20 protein-coding genes are annotated in these 21,383 nt (G+C 46.6%); 13 read left to right on the top strand and 7 right to left on the bottom strand.

The features are described from left to right. The first annotated feature begins 141 nt into the window (after nucleotides 1-141). The 6 genes from KBW69_RS13115 to KBW69_RS13090 all read left to right on the top strand — a co-directional run bounded on the left by KBW69_RS13115 (nucleotide 142) and on the right by KBW69_RS13090 (nucleotide 7,294). Entirely contained in the window at nucleotides 142-1,404 is a 1,263-nt protein-coding gene (locus KBW69_RS13115) for a NupC/NupG family nucleoside CNT transporter (protein WP_257254584.1), read from the top strand. 323 nt (nucleotides 1,405-1,727) lie between these two features. Further along, nucleotides 1,728-3,191, top strand: coding sequence for a glycosyltransferase family 39 protein (locus KBW69_RS13110; protein ID WP_257281144.1), 1,464 nt, complete (start codon nucleotides 1,728-1,730; stop codon nucleotides 3,189-3,191). Between the two features lie 247 nt (nucleotides 3,192-3,438). Then, nucleotides 3,439-4,689: a GtrA family protein gene (locus tag KBW69_RS13105; RefSeq protein WP_257254586.1), complete on the top strand. Its 1,251-nt coding sequence runs from the start codon at nucleotides 3,439-3,441 to the stop codon at nucleotides 4,687-4,689. Next, entirely contained in the window at nucleotides 4,686-5,912 is a 1,227-nt protein-coding gene (locus tag KBW69_RS13100) for a glycosyltransferase family 9 protein (RefSeq protein ID WP_257281143.1), read from the top strand. The genes KBW69_RS13105 and KBW69_RS13100 overlap by 4 nt, the downstream gene beginning before the upstream one ends. A gap of 112 nt (nucleotides 5,913-6,024) precedes the next feature. Beyond that, the gene (locus tag KBW69_RS13095) at nucleotides 6,025-6,354 is read left to right on the top strand and encodes a helix-turn-helix domain-containing protein (protein ID WP_257254588.1); all 330 of its coding nucleotides are present in this window, start codon (nucleotides 6,025-6,027) and stop codon (nucleotides 6,352-6,354) included. 49 nt (nucleotides 6,355-6,403) lie between these two features. Further along, on the top strand, nucleotides 6,404-7,294 hold the full coding sequence (locus tag KBW69_RS13090) for an omptin family outer membrane protease (RefSeq protein WP_257254589.1): 891 nt from the start codon (nucleotides 6,404-6,406) through the stop codon (nucleotides 7,292-7,294). Between the two features lie 207 nt (nucleotides 7,295-7,501). On the opposite strand, the gene KBW69_RS13085 is transcribed toward KBW69_RS13090, so the two are convergent. From KBW69_RS13085 to KBW69_RS13075, 3 genes are all read right to left on the bottom strand, one after another. Further along, complete coding sequence (locus KBW69_RS13085; protein ID WP_257254590.1) at nucleotides 7,502-7,774, bottom strand: HU family DNA-binding protein; 273 nt, start codon at nucleotides 7,772-7,774, stop codon at nucleotides 7,502-7,504. Between the two features lie 95 nt (nucleotides 7,775-7,869). Continuing rightward, nucleotides 7,870-8,427 carry a hypothetical protein gene (locus KBW69_RS13080; protein ID WP_257281142.1) on the bottom strand — a complete coding sequence of 186 codons (558 nt, stop codon included), beginning with the start codon at nucleotides 8,425-8,427 and terminating at the stop codon, nucleotides 7,870-7,872. Between the two features lie 478 nt (nucleotides 8,428-8,905). Beyond that, entirely contained in the window at nucleotides 8,906-9,766 is an 861-nt protein-coding gene (locus tag KBW69_RS13075; protein WP_257281141.1) for a universal stress protein, read from the bottom strand. Nucleotides 9,767-10,080: 314 nt separating this feature from the next. Here KBW69_RS13075 and KBW69_RS13070 point away from each other — a divergent pair, with 314 nt between their 5' ends. Beyond that, nucleotides 10,081-10,707: a tRNA-(ms[2]io[6]A)-hydroxylase gene (locus KBW69_RS13070; protein ID WP_257281140.1), complete on the top strand. Its 627-nt coding sequence runs from the start codon at nucleotides 10,081-10,083 to the stop codon at nucleotides 10,705-10,707. A gap of 20 nt (nucleotides 10,708-10,727) precedes the next feature. On the opposite strand, the gene KBW69_RS13065 is transcribed toward KBW69_RS13070, so the two are convergent. Both KBW69_RS13065 and KBW69_RS13060 read right to left on the bottom strand, forming a co-directional pair. Next, on the bottom strand, nucleotides 10,728-11,477 hold the full coding sequence (locus tag KBW69_RS13065; protein ID WP_257281139.1) for a UDP-2,3-diacylglucosamine diphosphatase: 750 nt from the start codon (nucleotides 11,475-11,477) through the stop codon (nucleotides 10,728-10,730). Nucleotides 11,478-11,489: 12 nt separating this feature from the next. Beyond that, complete coding sequence (locus tag KBW69_RS13060; protein WP_257254595.1) at nucleotides 11,490-11,981, bottom strand: peptidylprolyl isomerase; 492 nt, start codon at nucleotides 11,979-11,981, stop codon at nucleotides 11,490-11,492. A gap of 387 nt (nucleotides 11,982-12,368) precedes the next feature. Between KBW69_RS13060 and KBW69_RS13055 the strand changes: the two genes are divergently transcribed. The 5 genes from KBW69_RS13055 (at nucleotide 12,369) to KBW69_RS13035 (ending at nucleotide 18,342) form a co-directional block, all read left to right on the top strand. Continuing rightward, nucleotides 12,369-14,063, top strand: coding sequence for a glutamine--tRNA ligase/YqeY domain fusion protein (locus KBW69_RS13055; RefSeq protein ID WP_257254596.1), 1,695 nt, complete (start codon nucleotides 12,369-12,371; stop codon nucleotides 14,061-14,063). Nucleotides 14,064-14,161: 98 nt separating this feature from the next. After that, nucleotides 14,162-15,541, top strand: a complete 1,380-nt coding sequence (cysS, locus tag KBW69_RS13050) for a cysteine--tRNA ligase (protein WP_257281158.1) — start codon at nucleotides 14,162-14,164, stop codon at nucleotides 15,539-15,541. A 682-nt stretch (nucleotides 15,542-16,223) separates the two neighbouring features. Then, nucleotides 16,224-16,784, top strand: a complete 561-nt coding sequence (locus tag KBW69_RS13045; RefSeq protein WP_257281138.1) for a hypothetical protein — start codon at nucleotides 16,224-16,226, stop codon at nucleotides 16,782-16,784. Between the two features lie 113 nt (nucleotides 16,785-16,897). After that, nucleotides 16,898-17,599, top strand: a complete 702-nt coding sequence (locus KBW69_RS13040; protein WP_257281137.1) for a hypothetical protein — start codon at nucleotides 16,898-16,900, stop codon at nucleotides 17,597-17,599. A gap of 107 nt (nucleotides 17,600-17,706) precedes the next feature. Further along, the gene (locus KBW69_RS13035) at nucleotides 17,707-18,342 is read left to right on the top strand and encodes a LysE family translocator (RefSeq protein ID WP_257281136.1); all 636 of its coding nucleotides are present in this window, start codon (nucleotides 17,707-17,709) and stop codon (nucleotides 18,340-18,342) included. Nucleotides 18,343-18,952: 610 nt separating this feature from the next. Here the strand turns inward: KBW69_RS13035 and KBW69_RS13030 are convergent. Beyond that, nucleotides 18,953-19,279, bottom strand: coding sequence for a type II toxin-antitoxin system HicB family antitoxin (locus KBW69_RS13030; RefSeq protein ID WP_257281135.1), 327 nt, complete (start codon nucleotides 19,277-19,279; stop codon nucleotides 18,953-18,955). A gap of 368 nt (nucleotides 19,280-19,647) precedes the next feature. After that, entirely contained in the window at nucleotides 19,648-20,805 is a 1,158-nt protein-coding gene (ltrA, locus tag KBW69_RS13025) for a group II intron reverse transcriptase/maturase (protein WP_257281157.1), read from the bottom strand. Here ltrA and KBW69_RS13020 point away from each other — a divergent pair. Beyond that, a complete protein-coding gene (locus KBW69_RS13020; RefSeq protein ID WP_257281134.1) occupies nucleotides 20,773-20,937 on the top strand; it encodes a hypothetical protein in 165 nt (54 codons plus the stop codon). The two genes, ltrA and KBW69_RS13020, sit on opposite strands and share 33 nt — an antisense overlap. The last annotated feature ends 446 nt before the right edge of the window (nucleotides 20,938-21,383 follow it).

Genomic DNA, 21,383 nt, shown 5'->3' with positions numbered 1-21,383 from the left:
TTATCATCCTTGCTGATACCTGAGGCGAATTTTAGATAGGGTTTGTCATTATTATGTTTTTATTCGGTAATTACTTTCTACTAAAGCCAATAAATATATAAGTATAATGCCCCGAGACTCTGTTTAAAGGTGATCATCCCCATGCAACACATGCTTATAAGCCTGGTAGGAATCGCAGTCCTGCTGGGTATTGCAATACTGCTTTCGGACAATCGTAAAGCAATAAAATTGCGAACGGTGGGTGGTGCCTTTGCCATTCAGGCAGGTATCGGCGCATTTGTTCTGTATATCCCCGCCGGACAATACATTCTGGAAGCTATTACCAACGGCGTAAATGCTGTTATGGGATATGCTAATAATGGTATTGGTTTTCTCTTTGGCGAACTGGCCAGCTTCAAACTGGGCTTTATATTCTTTGTCCATGTTCTCTCAGTCATTATCTTTTTTGCGGCTCTGGTAGCGGTGCTCTATCACCTTGGTATCATGCAGCTTGTCATCAAACTACTTGGCGGTGCTCTGCGCAAATTACTCGGCACCAGTCGCACAGAATCACTGTCTGCTGCTGCTAACGTTTTTGTTGGCCAGACTGAAGCACCTCTGCTGGTTCGTCCTTTCATCAGCCGCATGACTCAGTCCGAACTCTTTGCCGTTATGGTGGGTGGTTTGGCTTCCGTTGCCGGTGCGGTCATGGTGGGCTATGCCAGTATGGGGGTTGAGCTTAAGTACCTGATTGCTGCCAGTTTTATGGCAGCTCCGGGTGGCCTGTTGATGGCAAAAATTATCAAGCCTGAAACCGAGAGACCTTATGATGATATAGACGACATTGAGCAGCAGAACGCTGAAGATAAGCCAGCTAACATTTTCGATGCGGCTGCTTCGGGTGCTGCCAGTGGGCTCAAACTGGCTGCCATGATCGGTGCTATGTTACTGGCTTTCATCTCCCTGATTGCCATGCTCAACGGTTTGCTGGGCTGGGCTGGTGGTTGGTTCGGTTATCCGGACCTGACTATCGAGCTGATCCTGGGTTATGCATTCTCTCCTCTGGCTTACCTGATCGGTGTACCTTGGTCTGAAGCTCTGACTGCGGGCAGCTTCCTGGGTCAAAAAATGATCGTTAACGAGTTTGTTGCTTTCAGTAGTTTGGCAAACTATGTCGATGCTGAAGCAGCAGCGAAAGCCGGTGTTGCCTTGTTGTCTGATCGTTCCCAGGCGATTCTGACCTTTGCTTTGTGTGGTTTCGCTAACATTTCATCCATTGCTATTTTGCTGGGTGGTCTGGGCTCCATGGCACCTAACCGTCGTCATGACATCGCTCGTTTTGGTTTGAAAGCGGTTGTAGCTGGTACACTTTCAAACCTCATGAGTGCTACTATTGCGGGTCTGTTTCTGACGCTGGCCGTTTAAAGCGCGTTGCCGGATGGGTCGGAAATGACCGGCTCGTCCAATGCTTCCTGTCTGATTTCGCTATTTTTTCCATATTCCCCTTATACAGATCCTTGGTCTTTAACCTGCAGGACTGGATCAAAATGAAATGATCATCATTCATTAATTGACTTTTTTTTAGACAGCACTTGTCGTAGAGTAATAGGCCGGTTTGTTCTGTTTCAGTTTGGAGAAAGCTGTAAACAGATTCAAAGAGTTTGCCCACCATCTGCCTGATAAAGAATGCTAAATGGTAGTGGAATGATGGTTGAAGGCTTTATCCAATCCTTTTAACCGGGGGTTTCATGCAGGAACGAGGGCGAGTTGCCTCCTGGGGTATCATTATTGTGGTGCTCCTGATTCATTTAGCCATGGCACCCGGAGTGTCGCTGGGTGTCGATGAAGCTCACTATGCACTTTATGCCCTGTATCCGGCCCTCAGTTATTTTGATCACCCGCCTATGGTGGGTTGGTTACAGACCTTGATAGCCCCTCTGGGTTACGATGAATTTACAGTAAGGCTTGTCCCTGCGATTCTTTATGCGTTGAGCAGTTATCTGGTGTTTAGACTCAGCGGGATTCTCTTTCCTGATGGCCCAGCCTGGGTGGGGCTGGTTGCCGTCTTTCTGATCAATACGGCACCTATGCTGCAACTGATGGGGTGGGGGCTGGTGCCCGATCTGCCTCTGATGGTCTTTGGTCTTTTGTCTCTGGAACTGATTTACCGTATCCATAATCAAAATCGTTTGCTGTATTGGCTGGGTCTGGGCATCGTTTACGGGCTGGCAGGGTTGAGTAAATACACTGCGATATTCCTGCCCCTGGGCATGACCCTGTTCATGATTCAGTATCAGGGACTGAGTTGGCTTCGACAGGCCGGTCCATGGTTGGCCGCCCTGATAGCACTGATATTGATCTCTCCCGTATTAGTCTGGAATGCTGACAACGATTGGGCGTCTCTGGCTTATCAGTTTGATCGTGGTGTCGGAGTTGAGGAGTGGTCTCTGAAAGATGCACTGGTCATGCAGTTAGCACAAATGTTTCTTTATTCCATTCTGGCTTATGTGGCCGCCATAGCCGCTGCTTTTTCACTGATCAGGAAACGAATCCCGGAGGAGGACAGGGCATCCTGCTGGTTGATTGTCTGGAGTGCTTTTCCGGTACTGGTTGTTATTGGCTGGTCTGCCGGTGATGGTACTGTGTTGCCTAACTGGCCAGCCCTTGGCTGGACATTACTGGCGCCTTTGTCGGCCTACTGGATCTGCCTTGGCTGGTCCCATTGGTGGTTGAAAAGTCTGGCTGTTTTTTCCTCCTCCCTGTCACTTGGACTGATTGGCTTCGTGTTCTTCTTTCTGGCATTTATGCCTCTTTCTACTTTCCCTTTCATGGCATCAGCCATTAAGGATCTGGTGGGCTGGAAAGCGGCAGCTGAACAGGCACAGCTATTGAGGCAGAAGTGGCAGGAAGAAGAGGGGTTGGAACCGGTTCTGATGGTGGATAATTGGACTAAGGCCAGTCGTATAGCCTGGTACGCCTATCCAGAGCCCGTTCAAGTGTTGGCCGACCGTTTAACCCAGTTTGATTTCTGGCATGGTAAACCAGAAGCCGATAGTTATGGTCTGCTGGTGCGGGACAAGCAAACAGTTCCTGGGAATGATCATCTTGAAATACAGAACTTTTCGTGCAGTCTGGTCGATGAAACAGAGTCCGGAGTGGATACTGTTACGGTTAATAGATTCCAGTTTTACCGGTGTAAACCGGCTCATTGAGTCGTTTTTTACAGGAAATCCTATCGATGGTTTATTGATGGTTTTTTTTGAAACTTTCTATCTTTGCATCCGTCCATACTCCTTTAGTTTCACATTGGGTTTATATCTGTTTTTTATACGGTCTTTGCATATTCTACTGTCTGTAGTAACTTGGTTTTTACTGTTAAACATTTTTCATCTATTCAGGGTGAATCATCATTTTTATTACTGAGAGCTGTTTTCATAGGGTATTGAGGTTATATAAGGAATGTCCGATTTGCTCGGAGTAGGTTCTGGCCGGTCTCGCTCAACAATATATAAAGCCAGTTGCTTTCTGCTGCCCTTTGTGGCTGTGTTCTCAGTGACTCCGCTTAATCATTCAGTTTTTTATCATATTAATGAATGGGGTTCTGAATCACCCACTGCTATTTTCTGGGTGTTATTAACCAACCTTGGAGATGGCTTTTTCCTCTTTCCCCTGGCCATGTTGTTGTTCTACAAAATGCCCGATAAACAGCTGGCTATTATTTTCACCATGCTAGTGGGTGATCTCTTGCTGAGTGGTGGTAAGGCTCTTCTTTCCTCTTTACGTCCTGTCGGCGAGCTGGGGCTTGAAGCCGTGAATGTCCTGGGGCCTGTACTAAAAACAGATACTATGCCTTCAGGGCATAGCGGTACGGTTTTTCTTTTAGTTGGGCTTGCGTTTCTTTATTTAAAATCACGCATTCAATATCTGATTCTTTTGGTTGCAGCCTTTTCTGCATTATCACGCGTTGTTGTAGGGGCGCATTGGCCGTTTGATATTTTTCTGGGTGCCTGGGTGGGTATTCTGGCTGCAGTAATAGGGGATTTTCTGGCCAGTAAACTGAAATCGGGCTTTAAGAGTCGTGTAGTCTTTATCCTGTTGGGTCTGTTGTGTGTGGTCGTACTGCCGCTATACGACAATGGTTTTCGCTCCTACAAAGTGATTATGTATTTACAGTTTGTACTTGCGCTGCTGGCTCTTGTCTTGTCCGTTCACTGTTTGCGCTCTCTTTATCAGGACGAGCTGGCAGTTCGCATGAAGCAATCCGGAACCCTATTCAATAAACTGTTTCTGTTGGGGCAGAGACTGACCAAGTTCGGTATGGTAGGAGCCAGTGGATTCCTGGTGGATATGAGTGTTTACACCCTGTTAGGCCAGTGGCTGGGAGTTCCTCACCTGATGGCCAGAGGAGGTTCCTATTGGGTCGCTGCCAGTTGGAACTGGTTTTGGAATCGTAACTTTACCTATTCCCATGTCCCCAAGGAGAAAAAACTGAAGCAATGGAGTAAGTATCTGGCTATGTGTGTGGTCAGTTTTATTCCCAACTGGGGTACCTATTATTTATTAACGAGCTTTGTGCCTTTCTTTTTGGAATACAAACAGTTGGCGCTCGTGTCTGGTGTTTTGGCAGGCATGCTATTTAATTTCACCATAGCAACGGTATTTGTATTTGCAGGACGAAAGTCCAATGTAGCTAAGGGAGCCAACTTGTGAAAGTAGATACTATGCGATGGGTTGATCACTATGTAGGTGTCCCGCTCTGCTTGCTTTTGAAACTGGCTTTCTGGCCTTTTGACTGGATTCGCAAGGGGCAAGAAACAGTTTCCAGCAATGTACTGTTTATTGAATTGTCTGAAATGGGCAGTGCCATTCTGGCTGACCCCTCCATGCGCTGGTTGAAAGGGCAGGGCAAAACCTTACATTTTGTCATTTTTGAGAAAAATGCAGTCAGCCTGCATTTATTAAATACCGTTGACCGGGACAATATTTGCCTGATTAAACCAGATAACCTTTTCAGTCTGGCACTCAGTAGCCTTAAATTCCTGATCTGGTGTCGAAAAAAGAAGATTGATACGGTTATTGATCTGGAGTTGTTCTCCCGTTTTACAGCCATCCTTACCCGTCTCAGCGGTGCCGGCAACCGGACAGGTTTTGATCGGGTTCACGAAGAGGGGCTTTACCGGGGTAATCATTTAACTCATCCGGTGATGTACAACCCTCACCGTCATATTTCCAGAAACTTTATGACTCTGGTAAAGGCTTCTCAAAATGCACCGCATCAGCCTTATCAAAAAGATGGATTTGACGAGACTATTGAACTGGCCAGAGCGGAAGTGAACAGTGACCTGAGGTCATCGGTCGTCACTAAGCTGAAATCTCTTTACAGTGACTTTAAGCCCGGTATCCAGCGTCTGGTATTGGTGAACCCGAATGCCAGTGACCTGCTCCCCCAAAGACGATGGATGAAAGATCGTTATGTGGATGTTATTCAGAGCTTGCTGGCTGAATACTCCGACATTCTGGTGGTGATTACCGGTGCTCCGGCAGAGCGTCCGGAAGCTGAAATGCTCAGACAGCAGGTTGATCATGAGCGCTGTCTCAACACTGCCGGAGCTTTTGAGTTCAGGGAACTGGTCCCCCTTTACTCGATCTCTGAACTGATGTTGTCCAATGATTCAGGCCCTCCCCATTTTGCATCCGTCACAGAACTGAAAACTTTTGTGATATTTGGGCCAGAAACGCCTGCACTTTATGGTGCCCTCGGGAATTCAACGCCCATCTATGCCGGATTGCCCTGTTCGCCCTGTGTCAGTGCCGGGAATCACAGGAAGACCAGCTGCGTAGATAACCAGTGCCTGAAAGTGATTGAGTCCGGGCAGGTATTGGATGCATTGAGGCCAGCCCTGGATACCGGTCTGATCGTAAAAGCAGATTAGAGGTCAGGGTTGTGAAGAAAGGGTTTCCTAATTACAACCGGTCATTACCAGAGCATGTGTTACACTGAATTTTAATAAAGTATTTTTTTCGATTATCAACGAGAGTTCAAGGATGAACCTGACAACAAGGATCCTTCGTTCACGCAAGGAAAAGCGTTATTCTCAACAAGTTTTGGCTGATATGATCGGTGTCTCCCGGAGTGCTCTGGCTCAGTGGGAAACTGAAATGAGCAGCCCCAGTCTTGAAAACCTCCGAAAAATGGCCGAACTACTGGAAGTGTCGTTTGAATGGTTGGCGACGGGCAGGGGGAACCAATACCTGACTTCACCCGCCGATACCATTTGCGACACCCAAGTCGATGATGAAATCATACGTAACCTGAACAGAATGAACCTGAAGAAAAAGCGAGCCATTCTCAATGTTATGAGAGCCATGGGATGATCGGCATCATAGGCACGTATGCTGGCACCTCAATTATTAGAGGTGAGTGATGAAAAAGCTAATTTTATTGCCGATTTTTGCCGTTGCAGATACCGGCGCACATGCCAAAGTAACATTAGAAGGCTCGTTGGGCGTCTTAAATGGAGAGGCAACCGAATTAGTGTATTTCGGCGCTGAGAAAGTCAGTCAACTCGATTGGAAAACTGACAATGCGCCTGTTATTAAGCTAGGTGCAATTTGGGATTTAAACGCAAGCTGGACATTTACTGCAAACTACTGGATGACCTTAACTGATGGCGATGGCCATATGACAGATAGAGACTGGGACTGGGAATCAGGAATATCGGAACCATCTCACATATCAAAACACCCTGATACAAAAACAACCAAAGCCTTCACAATAGATCTGAGTGCTTCTTATTGGTTGCTTTCGCAAAGTCACTATAAAGTGGGTGTTACTGGCGGCCTGTTAAGTCAAAAAACACAGTATGAGGCACGAGGAGGCTCATACAATTACGGTTTCGGTCAATATGTCGGCACTTTTCCTGATGACACTCTTATCATTTCATACGAGCAAAAATTTTCAACATTGTATCTGGGATTGGGCGGAAACTACAGACGCGGAAAATCTGAGTTTGGTGCTCAAGTAAAATGGAGTCCCCTGGTTAAAGCGGATGACTTCGACACGCACCATCTTAGAAACACTACTTTTAAAAGCGAAGGTGATGGCAATTCAACTTACACTTTTTTATCACTTAATTATGCCTATCATTTAAATCCGGTAATGAAGATTTATGGTGAATATGCTTACACAAAATTTTCTGAGAAAAACATGAATGTGACGATCAATGATGGTTTGGATACATACTATGTTGAGGATGCAGGAGGAGCAGCCAGCGAAAGTTCAGTAATATCCATTGGGCTTAAATACAGTTTCTGATCAATTTAATACATTATTGCTTGATATAAGTGCTGAAAAGCGTCTTTCTAACGACTGTGAATCAAACAATTACTTTTACTGCAATGAAAGACTCACTGAAGACCGGTCAGGACAAAAGCCTTGTTGGCTTTGTCCTGACCGGTCTTCAGTGTTTTTTGATCATGGCGGTTTGGGTGATGATCCGGCAGACAGCTTTGAGTCGTCTGCCTATTTCACCACTTCACGCAGTTTGTTGCCGGGTTTGAATTGAGGCAGTTTGCAGGCGGGTATATGAATTTCCTGGCCCGTTTGCGGGTTCCTTCCCTTGCGTGCCGCTCGATCCACCACTGAAAAAGTTCCAAATCCTATCAGTTGCACGATATCTCCCTTTGCCAGGGTATCCTGGGTATTTTGAATGAAGGCATTGACGGCCTGCTCTGCCTTGTTCTTTGAAAGGTTGGATTGTTCCGCGACCTTTTCAACAAGTTCTTTCTTGTTCATAGCGCGTCTCGACAATGGTTACCTGTGGGTGAGAAAGAATACCCAACCGGAGGAAACTCAGGATGGGCGACGGGCATTCCTGGTATCAGGCGTACTCAGGAAGAAGGATAGAGTTCATATTGCTGACCCTCATAGTTCACAATCAAAAGTCGTTGATGCGCTGGATCCAGAAGGTTGATGGCGTAAGCCTGCCCATCGCTGGACTCGCAATCGCAATGGCTGTCACTGGCATCATGATTAAGACGGAACAATACCTGATCAATCAGATCCTCATTGACTGCTTGTTTCCTGGTACAGAGCAGGGTAGCCAGTCTCTGTAAACCGGCAGGCAATGTATGTTTTCCGCTCAATAACTGGTTGAGATCAATGGTGTTATGCCGGGGGGCATAACTGGCGATTTTGCCTTCCTCAACTGCATGAAAGTATACCTGCTCTTCAGTTAGAGAGGACTCTTCAGTGAGGGGCTGAAAGGCCGGATTACATTTAACGGCTCTGCCGTCCGGTAACTGATCGTCACTCAGTACCTTTTCTGCTGAAAGCTTACGATTCAGTCTGATAGAGAAAACAGGCTGGTTACTGGTGTCAGAGTTTTCAACCCCATGTGTTGTCAGGAGAGTGTCGCTGGGGGTTGATATTGAATCTTCGTTGGTCATCAGTTTCCTCAGCAAATTCAATCCGGCGTTATTAAAAAAAACTGGAAACCGTTTAGTCAGGAATCCAAACCAATGGATTCCGGTTTTGGTCATAAACTGTCTATTCTCACTCAGGCTCATACACCTGAGGCTCCCCTCAGAAGAGCATGACGGACTCTGATGATCGGTTTTAGCATAAATCCAGAACCGACTTTTTCCCTGTGGGAATAACGACATTGCTCTGTATTTCCGGAATAATCGTTAACGGTTTGTTGGAAGTGCCCAGATCGCTTTTTTCCGGTCTGACCCGAACAATATAGAAGCTCTCGCCGTTTTCGTCCTGAATCCTGTTGGAACTGATGTGTTTCAGAGTGCCCTTGAGGCTGCCGTAAAGAGTCGTGATGATGAGGTGTTGGGGAGGTTTGGTGGGTTATGGCTACTTTCTGTATACCTGAATGGAATGACAGAAAGTAGCATTCAGGAACGGGTTCTGTTTCGGTCAGACTTCCAGCTCACGCTCCAGCGGTAGCATGTGGTGTCTGGATTGAACGGCAAGCAGATCACAGTCGATATTGCTGGCCAACTTTTCAGCGGTATTGCCCAGAGTGAGTCCACTGAGCCCTGAGCGGGCATTCGTACCCATGATCAGCAGTGATGTCGCCAGCTCACGGGTAAGATCCGGAATCATGGTTTCGGCCGGTGCAGGCATCAGATGGATAGAATCCTCAGTAATACCGTAATCTTTGGCAAAATGCTGACAGTTCTTCAGGTAACGGTCCTCGTTGGTCTGACCATCTCCTTTGTCAGACATTGCCAGCATGATAGTGGGGTAGGCAGAAGCCAGATGCAGGTCAGCCTCAAAATAGTCTGTGACTGCCCTGGCGTTTTCCATGATAGCCGTATTCAGCTGCTGATGGTCGGCGTCTCCGGGATCGGCCTTAATGGCCGCAAGCATAGATTGATTTTCCCATGGGCGGTCATGACGAACCAGCAGGACAGGAACTCTGCTTTTTCTTAGCAATGCCCAGTCTGTGGGCGTTGAGAAAGGTTTTTCCATAAAGCTTTCCTGCCGGAAATCCTTGACCACCAGATGACTTCGTTCCAACTGTCTGACATGGACAATGGTGTCGAGAAGGTTATTTCTCCATAATTGCTGGCTGGCGACCTCTATACCTTCAGTTTCGACATGTTTGGTGAGGGCGGTGAGTACCTCAGCAGACGTTGCGTCAGGTTTGGGGTTCGGAGCCAGAATATGCAGGCTGCAGTGGGCTGCCCTGGCCAGCTGGGTGGCTCGATTGAGTGCGACATGACGGGCTTTGCGAGTATCAACAATAACCAGTATTCGTTGTATTCCTTGCATGGCCTGCTCCTCTATACCTTAAGGATTTCAATAACCCTGAGGGGGTCTCAGCTCTAATTGTTTTTATAGACTAATGGCATCGTACTGAATAGCCGAATGGGAGAAAATGATCTGCATCAATACCATTAACATATTAATGAAATACTAAAAAGTCCTTGCCATCAGTGGCAAGGAACCCATGACAGCATTCAGCTTTAAAGGTAAGGTAGTGCCGAAATTTTAACCTTCGTCCAGACTTAACCGGGGCCGTTTAGTGAGACTTGGTTGTTTGGAACCTTTTTTTAGAGACCCGGAAATTTAGAGATATAGAAATAATGAGTGACCAGAGCCTGGCCGTATGCTTTCCTGAACTGTATGCCTTTTTACCCTGTGTAACGCCGGATGAATGGATTGCAGAGGCCCTGAAACATCAGGATATTCTGTTAACCGATCATGCTAATTGTGAAAAAAAGGCGGCCTCCACGGCGTTGAACCTGATGTACCGATACACCGAGCATTTTGATTTGCTCAACAAAATGTCCCGTCTGGCCCGTGAGGAGCTGAGGCATTTTGAACAGGTTCTGGCCATTATCAAAAAACGGGGTATCCCCTACAAACCGCTGTCTGCTTCTCGTTATGCCGGCGTACTTAGAAAGCACGTCAGAACCTGGGAGCCTGCTCGAATGGTGGATACCCTGATTATTGGTGCCTACATCGAAGCCCGCTCCTGTGAGCGATTCCACAAGCTGGCCCCTTATCTTGATGATGAGCTAAAGAAGTTTTACCTGTCACTGCTTAAGTCGGAAGGCCGCCATTTTAAGGATTATCTGACTCTGGCAGAAAGCATTTCTGATGAATCCATAGAAGAACGGGTGGCTTTTTTTGCAGGGGTAGAACGGGAAGCCATTGAGTCCGCGGATGAAGAGTTCCGTTTTCACAGTGGTGTCCCGGTCACCGCCTGAAGGATTTGACTCGTCAGCAATTAGCTGACGATCTGATGTGGGACTGACTGTATTTCGAAAGCATCCATCTTCAGCCCAGATTCATTAGAGGTTAATACCCAGCCCTGTCGGTCCCAATCGCCCAGAACAATCCGTTTGCCGGTTCCTGAAGTCAGCGCAACTTCATGGGTGTTCGGACGGTGGGTATGACCATGGATCAGCGTTTTGACCTGATACTTTTCCATCAGCCGAACCACTTCCTTTGGAGCGACATCCATGATGGCCAGAGATTTCGTGGATTTGGCTTTTTTACTGTTGCTGCGTAATTTTTGAGCCAGTTTTTTTCGGTAACTCCGCGGAGTCAGGCGAAGGATGCCCAGAACCAGGGGGTTACGGATCACCTTCCGATAGCGAAGGTATTGCTGGTCACCCGTGCAGAGCAGGTCCCCGTGCATCAGAAGAACCGTCTCGCCATTCAGGTCAATGACGCAGGGATCATTGAGCCAGGTGGCTCCGGTCATTCTCAGGAAATCCTTGCCAATAGCAAAGTCTCTATTGCCTGCCATCAGAAACAATGGTTTGCCAGAATCTGTGTAGGCTCTGAGCTGATGAGCTATGTCATGATGAAAGGGTTCCATAGCGTCATCGCCTACCCAGTACTCAAAGAAATCGCCCAGAATGTAAAGTGCGTCAGATTGGGAGGCCTGTTCCTGCATGAAAGAAGAGAACGCCCGGACAGTGTCCGGGCGTTCGGGTGTCAAATGCAAATCAGAAATGAACTTTATGTTCATTCGCAGGGCTTCCTATTCCACGACCGCAGATTCAATCACCACGTCATCAACAGGAACATCCTGATGACCGGCACGGAAGGTGGTTTTAGTCGCCTTTATTTTGTTCACAATATCCATGCCTTCAGTGACCTGACCAAATACGCAGTAGCCCCAACCATCCGGTGTCTTGGAGGTGTGGTTAAGGAAATGGTTGTCAGAGACATTGATAAAGAATTGCGATGAGGCTGAATGAGGATCCATCGTTCTGGCCATGGCAATGGTACCTACGGCGTTTTTCAGGCCATTATCCGCTTCGTTTTCGATAGCTGCCTGAGTGTCTTTCTGAACCATACCCGGTTCAAAACCACCGCCCTGGATCATAAAACCATCAATGACCCTGTGAAAGATGGTGCCGTCAAAGTGGCCGCTCTTTACATATTCCAGAAAGTTAGCCACGGTCTTGGGGGCTTTTTCGGCGTCCAGTTCCAGTTTGATGTCGCCAAAATTGGTATGCAGTATAACCATAGGGTTACCGTAATCTCTGTTCTGATGGTTCGCGATCGGAAAACTTGCAATTCTAGGTCTTTATGATGCTTGTGTAAAAGTCCTGAGTGGAATAAACAGCGTTGAGCGACTGAATCAGGTAGGGTGATACAGTGGGCACTATTCCGGAAACCTCAAGCCAAAAGCCGGTCCGACCTGTACCCTTTGCCGGGAAAATGTTAGTCTCAGCTGTTGACTGAACAGCCATGAGTGATGGAGAAATCCATGATCACTTTGGGTGGCAAAAGGTTTTTTTACGTTAAAATAATGCATTCCCTCTAAAGCATGAACAGGTCAGATCCAAAAGGGTCTGATATTTTTCGGGCTTCTATGTTAGAGAGGGCTTTCTCCTCCAAGACGCTGGTTGCAATGAGCACGACAGACACTTCATCCAACAAACCATCAAAATCGGGTAACTTTCTGGAGCAGATCATTGAAAAAGATCTGGCCGCTGGTGTAGTTCAATCGGTCCAGACCCGATTCCCACCAGAGCCCAACGGCTTTTTGCATATAGGTCATGCTACTTCTATCTGTCTGAACTTTGGACTGGCTGAGCAATTCAATGGTCAATGTAACCTGAGGTTTGATGACACGAATCCCGAGAAAGAGGAGCAGATGTATGTCGATGCCATTCAGGAAGATGTTCGCTGGCTGGGTTTCAGTTGGAGCGGAGATGTACGCTACGCTTCCAGCTACTTTGATCAGTTCTATGAGTGGGCCCTCTACCTGATCAAAGAAGGCCTTGCTTATGTGGATCATCAGGATGCAGAGTCCATGGCTAAAAATCGGGGTGACTTTAATAACCCCGGTGTTGAAACCGAATGCCGCAGGCGCTCTGTGGAAGAGAACCTGACAGAGTTTGAAAAGATGCGTGCCGGTGAGTACGAAGAAGGTCAGTGCAGCCTGAGGGCGAAGATTGACCTGCAAAACCCCAACATGAACATGCGTGATCCGATCCTTTATCGCATCCGCAAAGTTCCCCACCACCAGACTGGTGATAAATGGTGTATCTATCCAAGCTATGACTTTGCCCATGGCCAGGAAGATGCCATTGAAGGAGTGACACACTCGATCTGTACCCTGGAATTTCAGGACCATCGTCCGTTGTATGACTGGTTTATTGAAAACCTGCCGGTACCCTCAAGGCCGAAACAGTACGAGTTTGCCAGAACTAACCTGAACTACACCGTCACCAGCAAACGTAAACTGAAGCGGCTGGTGGACGAAGGTATAGTGGAAGGCTGGGACGATCCCCGTATGCCCACTGTGTCCGGTATGCGTCGCCGTGGTTACACACCGGCTTCTATTCGCAAGTTCTCCGATATGGTGGGCGTCAGTCGTTCCGATGGTATTGCCGATGTTTCCATGCTGGAACATGCGATTCGCGACGACCTGAACAACAATGCAGCTCGCGCTATGGCCGTTCTGAACCCACTGAAAGTCCTGATTACCAACCTGCCTGAAGGTGAGTTACAGGAAATGACAGCAGCGGTACACCCAAACAAGCCTGAATTGGGTGAGCGTCACCTGCCGTTTACACACGAATTGTATATTGATCGCGCTGACTTTACTGAAGACACCACATTGTCACGCAAGAAGTTCAAGCGTCTGGTGTCTGGTGAATATGTCCGTCTGCGCAGTGCTTATGTCATCAAGTCAGACGAAGTGATCAAAGACGAGCAGGGCGAAATCACAGAGATTCACTGCAGCTATGTACCCGGTACTGTGGGTGAAAATCCTCCTGAAGGCATTAAGCCTCGCGGTGTCATTCACTGGGTGTCAGCGACCCACGGCAAGCAGGCAGAGATCCGTAAGTACGATCGACTGTTTAATCACCCTGCTCCTGACAAGGGTGAGGAAGACTTTATGGCCCATGTGAATCCGTCTTCTCTGGAAGTCGTGACAGGCTGGGTAGAACCCTCTCTGGTGGAAGCCAAACCGGAACAGGGCTTTCAGTTTGAGAGAGAAGGATACTTTGTCGCCGATCGACGAGAGCACTGTGCTGAAAAGCCAGTATTCAATATGACGATTGGTCTCAAGGATACCTGGGCCAGCAAAGTCTGAATTAGTGGAATCAAGCTCTCCTTGTCAGCCTCCATTGTCAGGAGAGCAACGAGGAGAGCATATAGCCTGAATCATCGGGCTACAGGACAAATAACGTGTTGCAGATATACAACTCACTGACCCGCACCAAAGAAGCCTTTAAACCGCTGGATGAAAATCATGTGCGGATGTACGTCTGTGGTATGACAGTTTATGACCTGTGCCATATTGGTCATGCCAGAACGGTTACGGCTTTTGATGTGGTCTCTCGTTACCTGAGAGCCAAAGGTTACAACCTGACTTATATTCGCAATATCACCGATATTGACGATAAGATTATTCGTCGCTCTATTGAAAACGGTGAAACCATTGATGTACTGACGGATCGCATGATTGCGGCTATGCGGGAAGACTTCAGGCGTTTGGGTAATCTGGAGCCTGATAAGGAGCCCAGAGCGACCGAACACGTGGAAGGCATGATCGACATGATCGGCGATCTGGTCGAGAAAGGTTTTGCCTACGCACCGGGTAATGGCGACGTTTATTTTCGGGTTCGCAAATTCGATGGCTATGGCAAACTGTCTGGCAAGATTCTGGAAGAGCTGGAAGCCGGTGCCCGAATCGAAGTCGATGAGCAAAAAGAAGATCCTATGGACTTTGTGCTCTGGAAGGGTGCCAAAGAAGGCGAGCCAAGCTGGAATTCCCCTTGGGGTAATGGTCGTCCTGGCTGGCATATCGAGTGCTCGGTCATGGGTAAATGCTGCCTGGGAGCAACCTTTGATATTCATGGCGGCGGTTCGGATCTCAAGTTCCCTCACCATGAAAACGAGATTGCCCAGAGTGAAGCGGCCAATGGCCAGACCTTCGTGAATACCTGGATGCACTCGGGTGCGATCCGCATTGATAATGTAAAGATGTCCAAAAGCCTTGGTAACTTCTTTACGATTCGCGAAGTGCTGGATAAGTACCCGGACGAAGTCGTACGTTACTTCCTGATTTCCAGCCATTACCGCAGCCCGGTCAATTACTCGGAAGACAGTCTGAAAGAGGCTTCGGTTCGTCTTGAGCGTCTGTATACAGCGCTGAAAGGGCTCAATGTAGCGGGTGTCAGTGCGGCTGAAGGTACTCGTTTTGAAGAAAAGTTCATGGCTTCCATGGATGATGACTTCAATACTCCGGAAGCCTTGGCGTCTCTGTTTGAGCTGGTACGTGAGCTAAATACCGTGCGTGCCGAAGATGAGCAGCAGGCATTGCCGCTGGCAGCCTTGCTGGTCAAACTGGGCGGTATTCTGGGGGTTCTGCAGGGGGATGCTGAGTCGTTCCTGAAGTCCGGAGCCGATGTTGATGAGGCTTGGATTGAAGCAATGATTCAGAGACGCAAGGACGCCAAAAAAGCTCGTGACTTCGCTGAAGCGGATCGTATCCGTGAAGAGCTGGCCAGTCGGGGTGTTATCCTTCAGGACAGTCGTGAAGGGACCAGCTGGCGTATTGAACGCTGACAGACTGCACAGGGCTTGATATCCTCAGGCCCTGTCTTCCTCAAAAGCTTTCACTCCTGCATTCACAATCAGGCGCTAATACCTGTTTATTAATAGTGAATACTGATACCATGTCGTGCAATAAAACATACTCACTCAGACTGTCAAAAAAGCTATTGAGCCAGAGGATAAGCGCTTGTCAGCTGTTTTGGCAGTTGAAGCTCCTCGGGCGGTAGCGTGCCTTTTATGTTTAGCACAAAAGGCTCTTTACCACTTGATCACCAGGGTTTGACACATGATTGTAAATCCTGATTTTCTTTAGGTCTTTGTGCCCAATAAATCGATTGTTCAGTTTTCAAACTTTAGCGCTTCACACTGAGGCTATTTCGTACATCTGTCATAAAATGAGATGGCATGGCAAGTTCAATGGCTGTTATTTTGTACAGTATTATTGGCAGAAATACCAAAATGCAAATAACTCACTTGCGGCTTATTCAGTGCAGTAGTTAAAATAGCTTATAAGCTGTTGATAATTCATGATTTTTCGACAGGTTGAAAAGTTGGGATATATCTCAAGTGAGTTTATTTTCCCTGATTTTGGGGGATATGCCGCGTGTGAGTGTAATATCTGATATCACTCGCTTGAGGTCTAATAGCTGTTATGCGCTACATTGTACTCATCACATATTGCACGGTATTTTAAATGAAACTTCTATCCAAAAAAATGTTGTTATTTTTTTTAATAATGGCAGCAAATTTATCACACGCTGAAGATAATCAATCATACGTTGTGGTCGAAAAACAAGAGACATTAGGACTCATAAAAAACGTATATTTGATTGTTAACGATATGGGAAAAAACAATTGCTGGACGAATGCTGAAAAAATAAGACAAAACACAAGATTGAAATTAGAGCAAAGTGGGGTATCAGTTATAACAAATCCACTAGGCTCTGAAATTAATCCTTTATCAGTAAATCTTTTAATTGCTGGAATGACTATACGAACAGAGAACGGGACTTGCGTTGGTAGTCTAACCGTTGACTCATATAAAAAAAGCTACGAACGATATGACAACTTATTTTTAGAATATCAATCATCAAATTTTCATATGTCATCATTAGCCTACAGCAGTAATAACTTAAATAATCAATTTGAGGACTATTCGGATCAATTTATTTCACAGTTTGCTGCAGATATTTTGTCCTATAGAAGAAGCTCTACGGTTAAAAATGCCCAATCAAAACTTAAAGAATTTAAATAGATATTAACTGCACTTACATCATACATGCGCATAACAAGTGGTTCCAGGTGACCGCGCCTGCGGCGCGTCACCTGAACCAAGCGTTATGCGTCAAAACAAAACAAGGAGTATAGATGTTATTCACTGAAGAATTTCTACAGACTGTTGATGAAAATCCAGTCGAAGCTATTGTTAAAGCTTGTACTATCACATTAGATAGCTTGAATTCGGAATTTCCAAATCAAGAATGGGAAGAATTTGAACTTGAAAATCTAATGGAAGGAGCAGCTTTAATTGATACGATAATTGAATCAAATGAATTTTTTTCAGGAGTTATGCCGCCACAAATAGAAGGTAGTTTTGATCAGATATGTCAAAATTTATTTAACTATGTTTCTGCCACTCGTGAAGTTTATTACACTCAGTCAAATGAGATAAAGCTACAGTCGTATAAAAAACGCTATCAAGTTGTTTTAAAATCTAATTTTGCATATGAGTTCTCTCAAGGAGATATAGATAGGATTCAAACTCTTGTTAATGAGTTGCGCATAAAGATTTCAGAGAATCAAAACTTTGAAGAAAATCACAGACAAAGATTGTTAAAAAGATTGGAGTCACTACAGTCAGAATTACATAAACGAGTTTCTGATCTTGATCGATTCTGGGGAATGATTGGCGACGCTGGAGTGGTTATCGGGAAATTTGGTAAGGATGCTAAACCTATTGTTGACCGCATAAAAGAAATATCAGAAATAGTTTGGAAAACACAAGCAAGAACAGAAGAGCTTCCAAGCAGTACACCAAGCCCACTACTAGAACAGAGAGAAGACGCATAACAAATGCTTCCAGTTCGTTCCGGGGCTTCGCCCCTCCACCCGACGCCGCCTGCGGCGGCGCGGCTGAAGCAGGCGTTAAGCTGACTAAAGAAAGAATGGAGTAAATAATGGATTTTGATTTATGGGCGATTTATGCAGTTGCGATTCTTGTACTAACAGTTGTACCTGGCCCAAGTGTGCTTCTTTGTCTTACAAAGTCAGTGACAGATGGCTTTCAGTCCTCAATCTATGTAGCTCTAGGTAGTTTGACTGCAATCACTGGTATAATGACATTATCGTTTACTGGTCTTGGAGTTCTTATTTCATCATCAGAGCTTGCTTTTAATATAATAAAATGGGTTGGAGCTATATACCTTATTTATTTAGGAATCAAATCATTTACATCAAAATCAGAGAACATTGAAATAGCTCTGAATAATCAGAAAAGTAAAAAACAATCAGTAACAAATCTTTTCAGAAGTGGATTTATAGTAGGTGCTAGCAACCCAAAAGCAATTGCATTCTTTACAGCATTATTTCCCCAGTTCATCGTTGCTGAGCAATCATTAATAACCCAATACATTGTATTTACAGCCACCTTTGCAACAATGGAACTATTTTGGCTTATGCTTTATTCCTACTTTGGAAGCAAATCTACTAATTGGCTTATGAGAAGTGGAAGAGCCAAAATTTTTAACAAAGTTTCAGGTAGCGTTTTCATCAGTACAGGATTATTTCTGACATCTGCAAAACCGTCAGCTTAACAATTGGGTGGAATTCGTTCCGCCCTAAAGGGCTCCACCCGACGCGCCTTCGGCGCACGGTTCACCCAGGCGTTAGGTTCCCTCAACCGGCGTCTGTGATTTAGCTCAAATACTAAGCCCGTCACGCCATACAATCTTATCGGCAGATAAAAAGTTTGGAAGTTCCCAGTCAAGGATAACCGGCTGCGGGAACAGTCGGCCCCGACTGGAAAACTCCCCGGAGCCTGGGCACACACTCCGTTAGGTGGTCAATGTTGAGAAGCAATGCCCCAGTGTTCCCGCACTGGACAAGTACGTCTATCACAGTAACCACCAAAGCACGGCCACGTTTAACGTAGTCGCGCAGCGCTGTTGCGACTGCATTGAAATGGTATCAGCCATGAAAATGCTTATCGCAACCAGAGTAAACGTCAGTGTAGATAGAATCATTATGTCGGTATCCGCCTGCACAATGGTTCTTCACGAAATCGGTTTACTCTAATTCCAAGTCCTCGGTGGGCAACCACCGGGGCATTCAAACAATCGAAAACCTAACAAAAGCGTGGTGTCGGCAGCAAGCTGCCTGGGATGCCGCCTGTGGCGGCATCCCACACGCAGGCGGTTATGTTGCTCAGTGCAACCTGCTGGCTATATAACGATTCAGGCTCACTCCTGATTCTGCTGCCTGGATAACCAGTAAACGATGCGTTTCTGGTGTAATTCTTAAGAGAACTTTTCCGCTATAGTCTCTAGTTGAAAATGGTTGAGGTATTTCTTCATTGGCATTTTCCATTTCTTCTACAGTTTCCAGAACTAAATTCTGGATTCCTGATAAAGCGGCTACTTGTGTCTCTTCCAGCCAGCTCAAACTAGGAAATTCGGCGCATAAACCAACATATTCTTGATCTTCCTCAGACCATGTTACCCGGTATGTATATCTATCAATTTGCTTATCCATTTTTATCAACCTCTATGCGGTCAAGCGCCTGTAACACCTGCCGTACTTGGTAAGGTTTAGCTTTGCCCTTGCTGTTTTGAATGTTCACTCTTGGATCACCAACCCAAGGTGTCTTATACACCCTATGGCTTGATCCTGACTGCCTTGGTGTACCAAAGTATGAGTCACAGACTTTACACAGGTCTTTGTACCTCACGCCTTTGGGGTTACTTCTCATCTGACTGAGAATTTCAGTGATATTAGCCATATGGGTATAGTAGCACTATTAATACTATTCGCAAGCTGATAGACGCAACATAATCGGGTAAGAGCTGGTCTTTCTCCAGCTCTCCCCACACCACCCGGCATGCGGGTCCGCACCGGGCGGTTCACCGAGGATAGTGAAACTTAATCCATAAGTCTTTCAGTGAAACAAGCCCAAGTTTTGCGAGGTGACTGTCGTTGAGTGCCTGCTGTGTTGCAAAGGTTTTGCTTAACCGGTAATACCCTTTGCTACTGATTGCGATCCCGGCGGCTTTGATGTGATCAACGCCCAACCTGACCAAATTTCGATAGCGGGTTTTCGGTTTACGCCACTGCTTGATAAAACAGCAGCGGATACGCCGACGTATCCATTGATCCAGTAGCGGTATAGGACGGTAATATTCGGTTATTCTGAAGAAACCCATCCAGCCCCTGATATATTCGGTAAGCTTTCGCAAGCGGTAGCCCATTGATACACCCCAGCTGCGGCTGGTGAGTTTAAGGACTTGCCGCCTGAAACAGCGCAGGCTCTTCTCTGTCCACCGGATTTTCTTACCTGTAAAGGTGAAACTCAGGAACTCTGCTTTGGTGGCTTTCACCACCTCGCTTTTGGTCGGATTTACCGTTAATTTCAGCCTTCGTTCAAGGTAACGGGTAATGCTATCCATCACTCGCTCCCCTGATCGTTGACTGCCAACGAGTATCACAAAATCATCACAGTAACGTGCGAAGCAATGACCCCGGTATTCCAGTTCCTTGTCCAGATCGTCGAGAAGTACATTTGACAGTAGCGGCGAAAGAGGGCCGCCTTGTGGCATACCTACCCGAGTCGGGTAGCATTGCCCATCAATCATGACGGCAGCACGAAGGTAGCGGCCTATCAGTTTTAATAGGCACTTGTCGTTAATCTTACGAGAGACTCTCGACATAAGGACATCATGGCTGACGGTATCAAAGAATTTACTCAGATCAACGTCAACTGCCTGATGCAGCCCCTGTTTGATATAGCGTTTAACCTGTTGCACGGCATCTTGTGCAGATCTTCCCGGTCTGTAACCAAAGCTGCTGTTTGAAAATCCGGGATCAAAGATAGGGGTTAACACCTGCACTATGGCCTGTTGTATGACCCTATCCTGAACGTTAGGAATTCCAAGCAACCTTTCTCCTCCATCGGGTTTCTCAATGACAGCCCGAAGCACCGGAGACGGTTTATATGTTCCATCCAGTAAGGCTTGGCGCACTGAAGGCCAATGCTGTTTAGCAAAGTCAGGGTAGGTCTCAATGGTGACTCCATCAATGCCGGGAGCGCCCTTGTTGCTTCTGACCTGTTTCTCGGCTCTGGCTCCTGCTTCGCCCTACCTCCTGCATCCATGCAGTCGCATGCCTTCAGTAAGTTGGCAGGTTCCAGTGCATAACTTAGTAGATTGTGGTTCAAAGCTGGTTAAAGATTCTGTCGCCAGATACAGTGTTTCGCCGTTCGGCTGCACTGCTCCGAGGGAATCAGTCTCCTCTTTGTCTTCGGTGTTCAGTCCTTCGCTGACGACTCCTGTCGAACAACTACTATGACGTCTGCTGACTTCTGTTCAATCACCACACAGGATTACTCCTTTGGGCGCTATCGGTTGTCATCGGGTTTGCTCGAACAGGGTGATGAATCTTGCTCGCCGAGCCTGTTGTAACCAGTGGCTGAGAACTGGGAATAACCAATCGCATGTTGAACAGACCTCCCCGGATAAGAACATGAACTGTCGGAGCACAACCGCCGCATTTACCGTGTCTCTCAAACCAGAGGGCTTTGTGATCCTTGGCTCACTCGCCCACGAGACTCGGCCTTGTATGCAATTTCTGTCCGTCGGCTCGC

Source organism: Endozoicomonas sp. ISHI1 (assembly GCF_024606225.1).
GTDB lineage: Bacteria > Pseudomonadota > Gammaproteobacteria > Pseudomonadales > Endozoicomonadaceae > Endozoicomonas_A.
The sequence above is the reverse complement of the archived record's forward strand: the minus strand, read 5'-3'. Positions and strand labels throughout refer to the sequence as shown.